Source organism: Streptomyces sp. NBC_01092 (assembly GCF_045039535.1).
Lineage (GTDB): Bacteria > Actinomycetota > Actinomycetes > Streptomycetales > Streptomycetaceae > Streptomyces.
The window spans coordinates 7113365-7126430 of the sequence record NZ_CP108659.1 but is presented as its reverse complement, the minus strand read 5'-3'; the positions used below and the strand labels follow the sequence as shown (position 1 = coordinate 7126430).

Here is a 13066-nt window from a genome sequence, read left to right as displayed (position 1 = left end):
GCGCCGGGCGGGGAAGGTCACCGCCAGCGCCCGATCTCGACGTTCTCCAGCACGCCGAGGGCGTCCGGCACCAGGACCGCGGCCGAGTAGTACGCCGTCACCAGGTACTTGATGATGGCCTGTTCGTTGATGCCCATGAAGCGGCAGGACAGGCTCGGCTCGATCTCGTCCGGGATGCCCGACTGCTGGAGCCCGATGACGCCCTGCTCCCCCTCGCCGGTACGCATGGCGATGATCGAGGTCGTCCGGGCGTCGGTGACCGGGATCTTGTTGCACGGGAAGATCGGCACACCGCGCCAGGTGGGGATGCGGTTGCCGGCCATCTCGATGGTCTCGGGCACCAGTCCGCGCTTGTTGAGCTCACGCCCGAACGCGGAGATCGCGCGCGGGTGGGCGAGGAACAGCTTGGTGCCGCGGCGCCGGCACAGCAGCTCGTCCATGTCGTCGGGGCTGGGCACACCGTCGTGCGGCTGGAGCCGCTGGTCGTACTCGCAGTTGTTGAGCAGCCCGAACTCGCGGTTGTTGATGAGCTCGTGCTCCTGGCGCTCCTTCAGCGCCTCCACGGTCAGCCGCAACTGCTGCTCGGTCTGGTTCATCGGCTGGTTGTAGAGGTCGGCCACGCGCGAGTGGATGCGCAGGACGGTCTGAGCGACGCTCAGTTCGTACTCACGGGGCCTGGCCTCGTAGTCGACGAAGGTGTGCGGGATGTCGGGCTCGCCGCTGTGGCCGGCCGCGAGGTCGATCTCCCGCTCGCCGTACTTGTTGGTGCGCTGCTCCGGGATCGCCCGCAGCTGTTCGAGGTGCTCGCGCAGCGAGTCGGCGCGCTCCGCGACCTGCTCGACGTCCTGGCGGGGCAGCACGAGCACCGTGCAGGCGGTGACCGCACGGACGGAGTACTCCCAGATGGCGTCGGCGTCCAGCAGGGCCTGATCACCGAGATAGGCGCCGTCGGCCAGGACGCCGAGGGACTCGTCCTCGCCGTAGGGGCCGGTGCCGAGCTTCTCCACCCTGCCGTGCGCCAGCAGGTACACCTCGTCGGTCTGGCTGCCGAACGAGGCGACCACGGCGCCCGCCGCGAACTCCCGCTGCTGGCAGCGCTGGGCGAGCTCCGAGAGCACCTCCTCGTCCTCGTACGACCGCAGCGCCGGCAGTTCGCACAGCTCGGCGGGGATGACCTCGACGCGATCGCCGGTCTTGACGAACGTGATACGGCCGTCCCCGACGGCGTAGGTCAGTCGCCGGTTCACCCGGTACGTGCCGCCCTGCACATTCACCCAAGGCAGCATGCGCAGCAGCCAGCGGGAGCTGATCTCCTGCATCTGCGGCGCGGACTTGGTCGTGGTGGCCAGGTTCCGCGCGGCCGCCGTGCCGAGACTCTGCTGCGGCTTGCCCTGCTCAGTGCGGACCTCTTCGCCTACCGACATAAGGAATTGCCCTCCCGGTCATGCGCCGACGCCGATCTGGCGCCACGCATCGCGATCTGCACCACCGAGCTTTCCATTACGGAGCGTGCCGGTGCTATTACACGAAAGAGCGGGAATGGATCACGGGCCACTGGGCAAGTAGGAGGACCTTGTCCACCGGAACCGCTGCCGACGACTGTCCAAAACGACTCGCACAAAGTGCGATTCGAGGAGTCCCCTCTGCCCGTTTTCGGTAGAGCACCGGTACGAGGCGGCCGCACACAGCGGCCGGCGCACGGCATGAAGGGGGCGGCCGTGGCCACACCCATGTCCGCGAGCAGGTTCCTGGAGAGACTCCGGGCGGAGGGCTCGACCGTCGTCGAGGTCGGCGACTGGGAGCACCACAACCGCAATCACGTGGGCCCATGGGGCCCCGTCCACGGCGTGATGATCCACCACACCGTGACCAAGGGCAGCGCACACACGGTGGAGCTGTGCCGCAACGGCTATGAAGGGCTGCCGGGCCCGCTCTGCCTCGGCGTCATCACCAAGGACGGCAGGGTCCACCTCGTCGGCTACGGCCGCGCCAACCACGCCGGCCTCGGCGACGACGACGTCCTGCGCGCCGTCATCGCGGAGACGGCCCTGCCGCCCGACAACGAGGCCAACACCGACGGCAACCGCCATTTCTACGGCTTCGAGTGCGAGAACCTGGGTGACGGAGTGGATCCGTGGCCCGAGCCCCAGCTGGACGCGATCGAACGTGTCTCGGCTGCCGTCTGCCGCCATCACGGCTGGACGGAACGGTCGGTGATCGGCCATCTGGAGTGGCAGCCCGGGAAGGTGGATCCGCGCGGGTTCACGATGGCCGCGATGCGGGCGCGGATCGGGGAGCGGCTCAGGTAGGGCGGCAGCGGGGTGCGCGCGACAATGAGCGGGTGCCCAGCCCCGACACCGCGCCCGACCCCGACCTCACCACCCTCCGCCCCCGCCTCCCCTCCCCCTTGCAGGAGACGTCGGACGAACGGTTCACCCGTCGCGGTCTGCGTCTGCTGCTCAAGCGGGACGACCTGATCCACCCGGAGCTGATCGGCAACAAGTGGCGCAAGCTCGCGCCGAACCTCGCGGCCGCCGCCGGTCGCACCGTGCTCACCTTCGGCGGCGCCTACTCCAACCACCTGCGTGCCACCGCCGCCGCGGGCCGCCTCCTCGGCCTGCCCACGGTCGGCGTGGTGCGCGGCCAGGAGCTGGCCGACCGGCCCCTCAACCCGTCACTCGCCCGGTGCGTGGCCGACGGCATGCGCCTGCATTTCGTCGACAGATCGACGTACCGCCACAAGACCGAGCCGCGGACCCTGGCGGCCGTCCTGCGCGCGGCCGGTGCGCAGGACGCGTACGTCGTCCCGGAGGGCGGCAGCAATGCCCTTGCCGTACGAGGGTGCAGGAAGCTCGGCGAGGAGCTGCGCGGGAAGGCCGACGTGGTCGCGGTCGCCTGCGGCACGGGCGGAACCCTGGCGGGCCTCGCCGCCGGGCTCGGCCCTGAACAGCGAGCCCTGGGCGTGCCCGTCCTCAAGGGCGGCTTCCTGGGCGACGACATACGGGACCTGCAGGCCGAGACGTTCGGCGGGCCCCGGGGCGAATGGCGGCTGGACGAGCGGTTCCACTTCGGTGGGTACGCCCGTACGACCCCGGAACTGGACGCCTTCGCAGAGGACTTCGAGGAGCGGCACGACGTACGTGTCGAGCGTCTCTATGTCGCCAAGTTGCTGTATGGGCTTGTCGCGCTGGCCGAGGAGGGGGCCTTCCCGCGCGGGACGGTGATCGCGGCGGTCGTCACCGGGGCTCCGTTCCCCGGGTGACCGGCCCTCACTCGGCCTCCCGATAGGCCGCCGCCTCCTCCAGGTCCAGTCTGCGCAGCAGCGTTCGCAGCATCTCGTCGTCGATGTAGCGGCCGTCGCGCAGCCGCACGAAGACCGCGCGTTCGGTGCCGATCGCCTCGCGGGACAGTCGGCGGTAGGTGTCGTCGACGGACTCGCCGGTGATGGGGTTGGACTGGCCCAGGCGTTCCCAGACGGAGTTGCGGCGGCGTTCCAGGACGGCCCGCAGGCGGTCGGCCAGGGACTCGGGGAGGGCGTTGCGTTCGTCGGAGAGGAGTTCCTCCAGGCGTTGTTCGGCGGCGCGGGAGGCCTGTGCCTGGGCGTTCGCCTCGGCGAGGGTCTCGGCCTGAGAGTCGCGGCCGGGGACCTTCAGCACGCGGACCAGCGAGGGCAGCGTCACGCCCTGGACGACCAGGGTGCCGATGACCGTCGTGAAGGTGAGGAAGAGGATGAGGTTGCGCTCGGGGAAGTCGCCGCCGCCGTGCACGGTGAGCGGGATGGAGAAGGCGATCGCCAGCGAGACGACGCCTCTCATGCCGGCCCAGGCGATGATGAACGCGCCCTTCCACGTCGGGTTCTTCTCCCGCTCCCGGATCCTGGCGGACATCATGCGCGGCAGGAACGTCGCCGGATACACCCACACGAACCGCGAGACGATCACCACGAGGAAGACGGCGATCGCGTACCAGGCGGCACGGGTGCCCTCGTACTCCCCGAGGCCCTTGAGGACCACCGGCAGTTGCAGTCCGATCAGCGCGAACACCGCCGACTCCAGCACGAAGGTCACCATCCTCCACACCGCCCCCTCCTGGAGCCGGGTGGCGAAGTCGACCTCCCACGCGCGGTGCCCCAGGTAGAGCGCGACGACGACGACCGCCAGCACTCCGGAGGCGTGCACCTGCTCGGCGGCCGCGTACGCGACGAACGGGATCAGCAGCGAGAGCGTGTTCTGCAGCAGCACCTCCTTCACATGGGTGCGCAGCCAGTGGATCGGCACCATCAGCACCAGCCCCATGCCGATGCCGCCGAACGCCGCGAGCAGGAACTCCCCGATGCCGCCGGCCCAGGTGGCGCCCTCTCCGACGGCGGCCGCGAGGGCCACCCGGTAGGCGGTGATCGCGGTGGCGTCGTTCACCAGGGACTCGCCCTGAAGGATCGTGGTGATCCGCGACGGCAGCCCGACCCGGCGGGCGACCGCCGTCGCGGCGACCGCGTCCGGCGGCGCCACCACCGCGCCCAGCACCAGCGCCGCGGTCAGCGGCAGTCCCGGGATGACGAGATAGGCGACCCAGCCGACGGCGAAGGTCGCGAAGAGCACGTAGCCGACCGACAGCAGCATCACGGGCCGCATCTGCGCCCGCAGATCGAGGTACGAGCTGTCCGTCGCGGCACTGTGCAGCAGCGGGGGCAGCACCAGCGGCAGGACGATGTGCGGGTCGAGGGTGTACTCGGGCACGCCGGGCACGTACGAAACCGCGAGCCCGGCCGCGACCAGCAGCAGCGGCGCCGGCACGGGCGAGCGCCGAGCGGCCGCGGCCACGGCGGCACTGCCCGCCACCAGCAACAGCAGCGGCATCACATCCATACGTCTCGCCCACCCTCACCCGCACCGGCGCCGACGCGCCGATGCCCGTCACTCGACACGGGCCGGCGCCCGCGCTCCCCGCACGCGCCGGACACCCCCGGCCGGCGACCGTCCCTCATCATCCGCCCGCCCCCGCCGAGCAGCGCTCGCCCGGGTCCGCGCGCCGCCTTGTCGGCGCCCCCGATCATGGTCGTCGCCCGCCCTCGTTCATCGTCTCCGCAGCCCGCCCTCGTTTTTTCCGCGCGGGTGTGCGCGTGGCCGTCGTAACCTGGCAATCATGAAACAGTGCACGCATGCCGACGCGCTGCCGCACCCGGAACCCAGTCCGCTCAGCGAGACGTGCCCCAAGTGTCTGGCGGAGGGCTGGCACCCGGTGCAGCTGCGGCTGTGCCTCAGCTGCGGTCACGTCGGCTGCTGCGACTCCTCGCCGGGACGGCACGCCACGGAGCACCACAAGGAGTCCGGGCACCCGATCATGCGGACGTTCGAGCCCGGCGAGCAGTGGCGCTGGTGCTTTGTCGACCACGTACTGGTGTGACGCCGACGTACGCTGGACCACTGGGGATCCGGACGGTTCGACCGTCTGACGTCTGGGTACGTCAAACCGGCGCGCGCTCTTCCCAATTGGGCCCGCAGACCCCCTAGCCACGGAGCGTATCCGTGTGTTTACTATGAGTGACAGCAAGGGGTTGGGGTCCTGGGGACAGGAAAGTTCAGAGCGCGGTAGCGTCACCGCTGAACCAACCATCGCGTTACCCCGGGGGGCGACCCTCGGCCCCGAGAAGCTTGTACCACCTTGGAGGTGAGGGTGTCCCAGATCGCAGGCGAGCCCGCGACCCAGGACTTCGTGGAAGTCCGGCTGCCGGCCGCGGGTGCCTACCTGTCGGTGCTGCGTACGGCGACTGCCGGCCTCGCCGCCCGTTTGGACTTCACCCTCGACGAGATCGAGGACCTGCGCATCGCGGTGGACGAGGCCTGCGCGATCCTGCTCCAGCAGGCCGTGCCCGGCTCCGTGCTCAGCTGTGTCTTCCGGCTGGTCGACGACTCGCTGGAGGTCACCGTCTCGGCCCCGACCACGGACGGCCACGCCCCCGCTAGGGACACCTTCGCCTGGACCGTCCTGTCGGCCCTCGCGGGCAAGGTCTCCTCCGCCGTGGACGAGGACAAAACCGTGTCGATCAGCCTCTACAAACAGCGCGGCGCGGGACCCGGGCCGGCGTGAGGAACGGGGACGGGCCGGTGCGGGACGAAGAGCGCGGCACACGGGAGCTGCCGGACACTCCCCCCTGCTCGGGCGGAGCCGGGAGTCCGGGGACGGGCCCTGACGGCCCGAGCGGTTCCCGACGCATGGCGGACGGCATCGACGGCATTCCCGAGCAGGCCCGGCCGCACCCGGAGGACGACTCCGTGGAGACCGGCTTCCCGGGCGACGGCCGGGAAGACGACGGTGCTGTGCAGGGCGCGCCTCTGGGCGGTCGGATCGGGGTCTCCCCAGTCCGAGCGGGGGCGAGGGCTCGGGAGAGGGCGACGGGCGGGACGATGAGCGAGCACGAGCGACACGCCGACGAGGCGACGGGCGCGCACAGCGCGCAAGCCACGCAGCACGGCCCGCAGGACCGCAGCGGGGCACGCGCCCTGTTCATCGAGCTGCGCAAGCTGAAGGACGGCAGCCCGGAGTACGCGGAGCTGCGCAACCGGCTGGTCCGGATGCACCTGCCGCTCGTCGAGCACCTCGCGCGCCGCTTCCGCAACCGCGGCGAGCCGCTGGACGACCTCACCCAGGTCGCCACCATCGGTCTGATCAAGTCGGTCGACCGGTTCGACCCGGAGCGCGGCGTCGAGTTCTCGACGTACGCGACCCCGACGGTCGTCGGCGAGATCAAGCGTCACTTCCGCGACAAGGGCTGGGCAGTGCGCGTCCCGCGCAGGCTCCAGGAGCTGCGCCTCGCGCTCACCACGGCCACCGCCGAGCTGTCCCAGCAGCACGGCCGCTCCCCGACCGTCCATGAGCTCGCCGAGAAGCTGGCGATCTCGGAGGAGGAGGTCCTGGAGGGCCTGGAGTCCGCCAACGCGTACTCCACGCTGTCCCTGGACGTCCCCGACACCGACGACGAGTCACCGGCGGTCGCGGACACCCTGGGCGCGGAGGACGAGGCGCTGGAGGGCGTCGAGTACCGAGAGTCCCTCAAGCCGCTGCTCGAGGACCTCCCGCCGCGTGAGAAGCGGATCCTGTTGCTGCGCTTCTTCGGCAACATGACGCAGTCGCAGATCGCGCAGGAGGTCGGCATCTCCCAGATGCACGTCTCGCGCCTGCTGGCGCGCACGCTGGCGCAGCTGCGGGAGAAGCTGCTGGTGGAGGAGTAGCCCCCGTCGGCTACTTCTGATCCGGTGCGTTTCCGGGCCCCCGGATGCCGAGGGCCTGGGTCGTCGCCGGGTTGATCAGGAACACGAGCGTCGCGATCGCGATCACGGCGATCGCGATCCCCGCCGGGATGGCGATGCTGTCGGCCTGCAAAAGGTTGTAGGCGACCGGCAGCGCCAGGATCTGCGTGATGATGGACGGCCCGCGGCTCCAGCTGCGCTGGGCGAACAGCCCCCGCGCGGCGAGCAGCGGCAGCAGCGCGAGTGCGACCAGGGTCACACCGAGGGTGACGGCCTGCTGCCGGTCGTCCGGATCACCGGCAACCCCCAGCACGAGCACCCAGACGCCCCCGACGGCGAGGCCCACCCCTTCCAGCGCGGTCAACACCGCCGCATACGTCAGCCGCCGCGGACGCGGACCGGCGATTTCCGGGCTGATCGGGCTCTGCTCCTTGGTCACCCCTGAAGGGTAGCCCTCCGCCTCATCACCCTCCGAGGGCACCTGACCGACGCCGGCCCGCACCATCCAGCCCGTCCGGCTCTTGAGGACAAGGCCCGTTCAGGCCGAAGCGGGCACCTCGACACCCCACGCCGCCCGGTGGCCCGGCCCAGCCGACGGCGCTCCCCCGTGTTGAGACTCACGCCCCCTCTCTTACTTGATCCCTACCTCGACCTGTGCCCGGTACCCCCCAGTAGGTACGCTGCAACTCATGCGTGCACTTCTCGTGGTCAATCCGGCAGCAACCACCACAAGCGCACGTACGCGCGATGTCCTGATCCACGCGCTCGCCAGCGAGATGAAGCTGGAAGCGGTCACCACCGAGTACCGCGGCCATGCCCGCGACCTCGGCCGGCAGGCGGCGGAGAGCGACGACATCGACATGGTCGTGGCCCTCGGCGGCGACGGCACCGTCAACGAGGTGGTCAACGGCCTCCTGCACGCCGGCCCGGATCCGGGGCACCTCCCCGGCCTCGCCGTGGTCCCCGGCGGTTCCACCAACGTCTTCGCCCGCGCCCTCGGCCTGCCGAACGACCCGGTCGAGGCGACCGGCGCCCTCCTCGACGCGCTGCGCAACGGCAGCGAACGTACGGTCGGACTCGGCCTGACCTCGGGAACCCCGGGCTCGGACGACGAGGCCGTGCCGTCCCGCTGGTTCCTCTTCAACGCGGGGCTCGGGTTCGACGCGGGTGTGGTGGGCCGGGTGGAGCAGCAGCGCGAGCGGGGCCGGAAATCCACCCACGCCCTTTATCTCCGCCAGGCGCTGCGTCAGTTCCTGGGCGAGCCCAATCGCCGGCACGGCACGATCTCGCTGGAGCGGACGGGCGAGGAACCGGTGACCGATTTGGTGCTGTCCATAGTCTGCAACACCGCTCCGTGGACGTATCTGGGCAATCGTCCGGTGTACGCGGCACCTAAGGCTTCGTTCGATACGGGCCTCGACGTACTCGGTCTCAGCCGGATGTCCACCGTGTCGGTTGCCCGGTATGCCACCCAGTTGCTCACTTCGTCCCCCGAACGCGGGGCCCGTGGCAAGCATGCGGTCACGCTGCACGACCTGGACCAGTTCACCTTGCATTCGAAGGTCCCGCTACCCCTTCAGATGGACGGCGACCACCTGGGGCTGCGTACGAGCGTGACGTTCACAGGCGTACGCCATGCACTGCGTGTGATTGTGTGAGCGGAACGGGCTAAAGTCCTTTCACTCGAACGTTTAGGCCAGGATCCACCCCATGGAAGTACGGCTGTGACCTAGTCGACACCGAGGAATCAAAAAAAACTTTCCGGAAGGGGTTGTATCCGTCGCTGAGGTTTGCGAGTCTCTACGTGGCGATCGGGACGGCCCGCAAGACCGGCCTCCACTGATCACCGGAACCCCTCTTCAAATCACAGGACCTCGCCAGGGAACCTGGCGGTCGGCCCTTCACTTGTTGAGGGATTCGTGAAAGCGTTCACATTCACAAGCAATCAGCACGTAATACCAAGGAGAGGTAGCAGCCATGGACTGGCGTCACAACGCCGTTTGCCGCGAGGAAGACCCCGAGCTCTTCTTCCCCATCGGCAACACCGGTCCTGCGCTGCTGCAGATCGAGGAAGCCAAGGCCGTCTGCCGTCGCTGCCCCGTTATGGATCAGTGTCTGCAGTGGGCGCTCGAGTCCGGTCAGGACTCCGGCGTCTGGGGTGGCCTCAGCGAGGACGAGCGCCGCGCCATGAAGCGCCGCGCCGCCCGCAACCGGGCCCGTCAGGCCTCCGCCTGACAACACCCGCCCCGCAAACAGCCTGAGCTTGGCGGCGCGTACAGCGAGTACGCATCTCCCGCCCCCGAGCCGCAGCGCGCAGTACCCCCGATGCGCAGCGAATGCTGGCAACGAGCATGTTGAGCCCCAGCCCCCTGAACGGGCTGGGGCTCTTTGCTGTCCAGGGGCCAGGGCAGCGCTACTTGTGCGCCCGCACCGGAATGTCGAGGATCACCCTGGTCCCCCGCTCCGGCGCCGGAACCATGTCGAACGAACCGCCCAACTCGCCCTCGACCAGGGTCCGTACGATCTGCAGGCCGAGGTTGCCCGCGGTGTGCGGGTCGAAGCCCTCGGGCAGGCCCACACCGTCGTCCTGGACCGTGACCAGGAGGCGGACCTGTTTCGTCGTGCCGCCGCGGACCGCCGAGACCTCGACCGTGCCGGTCTCGCCCTCGCGGAAGCCGTGCTCCAGGGCGTTCTGGAGGATCTCGGTCAGAACCATCGACAGCGGGGTGGCGACCTCGGCGTCCAGGATGCCGAAGCGGCCGGTGCGCCGGCCGACCACCTTGCCGGGCGAGATCTCGGCGACCATGGCCAGCACCCGGTCGGCGATCTCGTCGAACTCCACGCGCTCGTCGAGGTTCTGGGAGAGCGTCTCGTGCACGATCGCGATCGAGCCGACTCGGCGGACCGCCTCTTCCAGTGCCTCGCGGCCGCGTTCGGACTCGATGCGCCGGGCCTGGAGGCGGAGCAGGGCCGCCACGGTCTGGAGGTTGTTCTTCACCCGATGGTGGATCTCCCGGATGGTGGCGTCCTTGGTGATCAACTCCTGCTCGCGGCGTCGCAGTTCGGTGACGTCCCGGAGCAGGACCAGCGAACCGATGCGGGTGCCCTTGGGCTTGAGCGGGATCGCGCGGAACTGGATGACCCCGTCCTTGGCCTCGATCTCGAAGTTCCGGGGCGCCCAGCCGCTGGCGACCTTGGCGAGCGCCTCGTCCACCGGCCCGTGGGTCGGGGCGAGTTCGGCGGTGGTCTTGCCGAGGTGCTGGCCGACGAGGTCGGAGGCGAGGCCGAGGCGGTGGTACGCGGACAGCGCGTTCGGGGAGGCGTACTGGACGGTGCCGTCGGCGTCGACGCGGATCAGGCCGTCGCCGACGCGCGGCGAGGCGTCCATGTCGACCTGCTGATTGGCGAACGGGAACGAGCCGGCCGCGATCATCTGCGCGAGATCCGAGGCGCTTTGGAGGTACGTCAGCTCCAGCCGGCTAGGGGTGCGCACGGTCAGCAGATTGGTGTTCCGCGCGATCACGCCCAGGACGCGCCCGTCACGTCGTACGGGAATCGACTCGACGCGGACCGGCACCTCCTCGCGCCACTCGGGGTCGCCCTCGCGCACGATCCGGCCCTCGTCGTGCGCGGCGTCCAGCATCGGGCGGCGGCCGCGCGGGACGAGATGGCCGACCATGTCGTCCTGGTACGAGGTCGGGCCGGTGTTGGGCCGCATCTGCGCCACGGAGACATAGCGGGTGCCGTCGCTGGTGGGGACCCACAGGACGAGGTCGGCGAAGGAGAGGTCGGAGAGCAGCTGCCACTCCGAGACCAGCAGGTGGAGCCACTCGAGGTCGGAGTCGTCGAGGGCCGTGTGCTGGCGTACGAGTTCGTTCATGGAGGGCACGGGGCCGAGCGTACCTGGCGGTACGGACATCGTTCGAAACCAGCCACTGGGAACGGGAACCGGCCGTGAAAACACCCGCGGGCCGCGGCGCCTGAGAGGGACCCTCAGCCCTCCCGGCACCGCAGCCCGGAGCAATATCGGCCGTGGGGTGTGCGGTCCCGGTCGGCCGAAGGATGAGGACCCGGGGCAGTCAGGGCAGAGAGCTCCGGTTCCTCGGTCCGCCTTCCTGTGCGGGGAAGACGGAAGTCGGTGCGTACTCGTACTACGCACTCCTTCGCATTGTGGACTAGACCACTCTCGTGTGTCCATGCGTTGGAGCGTGTTTGCTGTTGACGCTTCCTCGCCGGGCTTCGAACCAGTTGGAGAACTTGTAGGACGCCCTGGCATACATCACGCAGCCTAACCCGTGTGGGTTCATGTGCGGGGCCAGATGGCCATGGCAATTTCCACGAGCGCCTCCAACTCCTCGCGGCTCGCGCCGTCGCGCGCCTGTTGCGACATGCCCTGGATCATCGCGCCGGCGTGCCGGGCGAGGGCGGCGGCGTCGATGCCGTCGGGGAGGGTGCCGGTGGCGATATCCGCTTCGATACGGCTCTCGAGGGCGGCGATGGTGGCGTTGCGGCGGTCCCGCAGCGAGTCGGCGACCTCCGGGGTCGTGCAGTTGATGGCCGCCTGGGCGATGAGACAGCCGTGCGGGCGGTCGGGGTCCGTGTACGCCCCGGCGGCCTCCCGCAGCGTTCGCTCGACCACCGCTCGGGCGGTGGGCTCCTCGGCGAGGGCACGGTCGGCGAAGGCGGCGTAGCGGGAGGTGTAGACGCGGACGACCTCGTCGAAGAGCGAACGCTTGTCGCCGAATGCGGCGTACAGACTCGGGGCGCCGATATCCATGGCGCGGGTGAGGTCGGAGACGGAGGTCGCCTCGTAGCCGCGCTCCCAGAAGGCCAGGATCGCCTTCTCCAGAGCGGTCTCCCGGTCGAAGGAACGGGGACGACCCCGGGGCTTGGACGCGGGCCGGGCCGCCACGTCGATGTGTGCCGTCTCCTCGCTGCTCACCATGGAGTGCATTTTATAGGGAGCGCTAGAGAAATGTCGGCGGGGTGTTGTACGGTTTTTCTGTAGCGACCGCTAGGTAATTGCGAGGGGGGCGTCGGCATGGGCGTGCTTACGGGCAGGACGGCACTGGTCACGGGGGCGAGCAGGGGGATCGGACGGGCGATCGCCGAGCGGCTGGCCCGGGACGGGGCACGGGTCGCCGTGCACTACGGCAGCAATGAGGCGGCGGCGAAGGAGACGGTCACCGCGATCGAGGCCGGGGGCGGCAGCGCGTTCGCGATCCACGCGGAGCTGGGCGTGCCCGGTGACGCGGAGACCTTGTGGCGCGCCTTCGACCGGCATGCCGAGGGCGTGGACATCCTCGTGAACAACGCGGGGATGGCGATCTTCGCGAGCATCGGAGAGACGGACGAGGAGGCTTACGACCGGACGCATGCGGTCAACGCGAAGGCGCCGTTCTTCATCGTCAGGCACGGCCTGGGGCGCCTGCGCGCAGAGGGCCGGATCATCAACGTCACGGCCGCCACGGACGCGGCCATCGCCCCCATCGCCGCAACCCACATGGCCAAGGGTGCGGTCACGACGCTGACGCGCTCACTCGCGGCCGAGTTGGCGCCGCGCGGCATCACGGCCAACTCCGTGGGACCCGGCTTCATCGACACGGACCTGACGAGCACGGCGCTCGCGGACCCCGGCATACGCGCGCACGCGGAGGCCGTCTCGGTCTTCAGACGCGTCGGCACCACGTCCGACGTCGCGGACGTGGTGGCCTTCCTGGCATCGCCCGACTCACGCTGGGTCACGGGGCAGCACATCGATGCGACCGGGGGGTCGTTGCTGAGTCTGCACTAGGGCGTGCCGGCGCCCTCGACATACG

General features: G+C 69.8%; 13 protein-coding genes. 8 read left to right on the top strand and 5 right to left on the bottom strand.

Annotation, left to right across the window (positions count from 1 at the left end):
- Window positions 1–17: 17 nt before the first annotated feature.
- On the bottom strand, window positions 18–1424 hold the full coding sequence (locus tag OG254_RS32570; protein WP_405588846.1) for a family 2B encapsulin nanocompartment shell protein: 1407 nt from the start codon (window positions 1422–1424) through the stop codon (window positions 18–20).
- Window positions 1425–1718: 294 nt separating this feature from the next.
- On the opposite strand from OG254_RS32570, the gene OG254_RS32565 reads away from it, so the two are divergent.
- Both OG254_RS32565 and OG254_RS32560 read left to right on the top strand, forming a co-directional pair.
- On the top strand, window positions 1719–2309 hold the full coding sequence (locus tag OG254_RS32565; RefSeq protein WP_405588843.1) for an N-acetylmuramoyl-L-alanine amidase: 591 nt from the start codon (window positions 1719–1721) through the stop codon (window positions 2307–2309).
- Between the two features lie 32 nt (window positions 2310–2341).
- Window positions 2342–3262, top strand: coding sequence for a 1-aminocyclopropane-1-carboxylate deaminase/D-cysteine desulfhydrase (locus OG254_RS32560; protein WP_405588840.1), 921 nt, complete (start codon window positions 2342–2344; stop codon window positions 3260–3262).
- Window positions 3263–3269: 7 nt separating this feature from the next.
- On the opposite strand, the gene OG254_RS32555 is transcribed toward OG254_RS32560, so the two are convergent.
- On the bottom strand, window positions 3270–4865 hold the full coding sequence (locus OG254_RS32555; RefSeq protein ID WP_405588837.1) for a Na+/H+ antiporter: 1596 nt from the start codon (window positions 4863–4865) through the stop codon (window positions 3270–3272).
- A 277-nt stretch (window positions 4866–5142) separates the two neighbouring features.
- Between OG254_RS32555 and OG254_RS32550 the strand changes: the two genes are divergently transcribed.
- The 3 genes from OG254_RS32550 to OG254_RS32540 all read left to right on the top strand — a co-directional run bounded on the left by OG254_RS32550 (window position 5143) and on the right by OG254_RS32540 (window position 7229).
- On the top strand, window positions 5143–5403 hold the full coding sequence (locus tag OG254_RS32550; RefSeq protein ID WP_405588834.1) for a UBP-type zinc finger domain-containing protein: 261 nt from the start codon (window positions 5143–5145) through the stop codon (window positions 5401–5403).
- Window positions 5404–5673: 270 nt separating this feature from the next.
- Window positions 5674–6087, top strand: coding sequence for an anti-sigma regulatory factor (locus OG254_RS32545; RefSeq protein WP_019058277.1), 414 nt, complete (start codon window positions 5674–5676; stop codon window positions 6085–6087).
- A gap of 17 nt (window positions 6088–6104) precedes the next feature.
- The gene (locus OG254_RS32540; protein ID WP_405588831.1) at window positions 6105–7229 is read left to right on the top strand and encodes an RNA polymerase sigma factor SigF; all 1125 of its coding nucleotides are present in this window, start codon (window positions 6105–6107) and stop codon (window positions 7227–7229) included.
- A gap of 10 nt (window positions 7230–7239) precedes the next feature.
- Here the strand turns inward: OG254_RS32540 and OG254_RS32535 are convergent, their stop codons facing one another.
- The gene (locus OG254_RS32535) at window positions 7240–7686 is read right to left on the bottom strand and encodes a hypothetical protein (protein WP_405588828.1); all 447 of its coding nucleotides are present in this window, start codon (window positions 7684–7686) and stop codon (window positions 7240–7242) included.
- Window positions 7687–7936: 250 nt separating this feature from the next.
- On the opposite strand from OG254_RS32535, the gene OG254_RS32530 reads away from it, so the two are divergent.
- Window positions 7937–8905 (top strand): diacylglycerol kinase family protein, encoded by a 969-nt coding sequence (locus tag OG254_RS32530; RefSeq protein WP_351192140.1) that lies wholly within the window; start codon window positions 7937–7939, stop codon window positions 8903–8905.
- Between the two features lie 319 nt (window positions 8906–9224).
- Entirely contained in the window at window positions 9225–9482 is a 258-nt protein-coding gene (locus OG254_RS32525; protein ID WP_006142322.1) for a WhiB family transcriptional regulator, read from the top strand.
- A gap of 178 nt (window positions 9483–9660) precedes the next feature.
- Here OG254_RS32525 and OG254_RS32520 read toward each other — a convergent pair whose 3' ends face one another.
- Window positions 9661–11136, bottom strand: coding sequence for a PAS domain-containing sensor histidine kinase (locus tag OG254_RS32520; RefSeq protein ID WP_351192142.1), 1476 nt, complete (start codon window positions 11134–11136; stop codon window positions 9661–9663).
- Window positions 11137–11550: 414 nt separating this feature from the next.
- Window positions 11551–12192: a TetR/AcrR family transcriptional regulator gene (locus OG254_RS32515; RefSeq protein ID WP_405588823.1), complete on the bottom strand. Its 642-nt coding sequence runs from the start codon at window positions 12190–12192 to the stop codon at window positions 11551–11553.
- Window positions 12193–12288: 96 nt separating this feature from the next.
- On the opposite strand from OG254_RS32515, the gene OG254_RS32510 reads away from it, so the two are divergent.
- Window positions 12289–13041 (top strand): SDR family oxidoreductase, encoded by a 753-nt coding sequence (locus OG254_RS32510; protein ID WP_405588820.1) that lies wholly within the window; start codon window positions 12289–12291, stop codon window positions 13039–13041.
- Window positions 13042–13066: the final 25 nt, after the last annotated feature.

Bases quoted from the DNA above. Each gene is read 5' to 3' on its own strand.
- OG254_RS32570 (WP_405588846.1), bottom strand. From the start codon at position 1,424: ATGTCGGTAGGCGAAGAGGTCCGCACTGAGCAGGGCAAGCCGCAGCAG.
- OG254_RS32555 (WP_405588837.1), bottom strand. From the start codon at position 4,865: ATGGATGTGATGCCGCTGCTGTTGCTGGTGGCGGGCAGTGCCGCCGTG.
- OG254_RS32550 (WP_405588834.1), top strand. From the start codon at position 5,143: ATGAAACAGTGCACGCATGCCGACGCGCTGCCGCACCCGGAACCCAGT.
- OG254_RS32530 (WP_351192140.1), top strand. From the start codon at position 7,937: ATGCGTGCACTTCTCGTGGTCAATCCGGCAGCAACCACCACAAGCGCA.
- OG254_RS32525 (WP_006142322.1), top strand. From the start codon at position 9,225: ATGGACTGGCGTCACAACGCCGTTTGCCGCGAGGAAGACCCCGAGCTC.
- OG254_RS32515 (WP_405588823.1), bottom strand. From the start codon at position 12,192: ATGGTGAGCAGCGAGGAGACGGCACACATCGACGTGGCGGCCCGGCCC.
- OG254_RS32510 (WP_405588820.1), top strand. From the start codon at position 12,289: ATGGGCGTGCTTACGGGCAGGACGGCACTGGTCACGGGGGCGAGCAGG.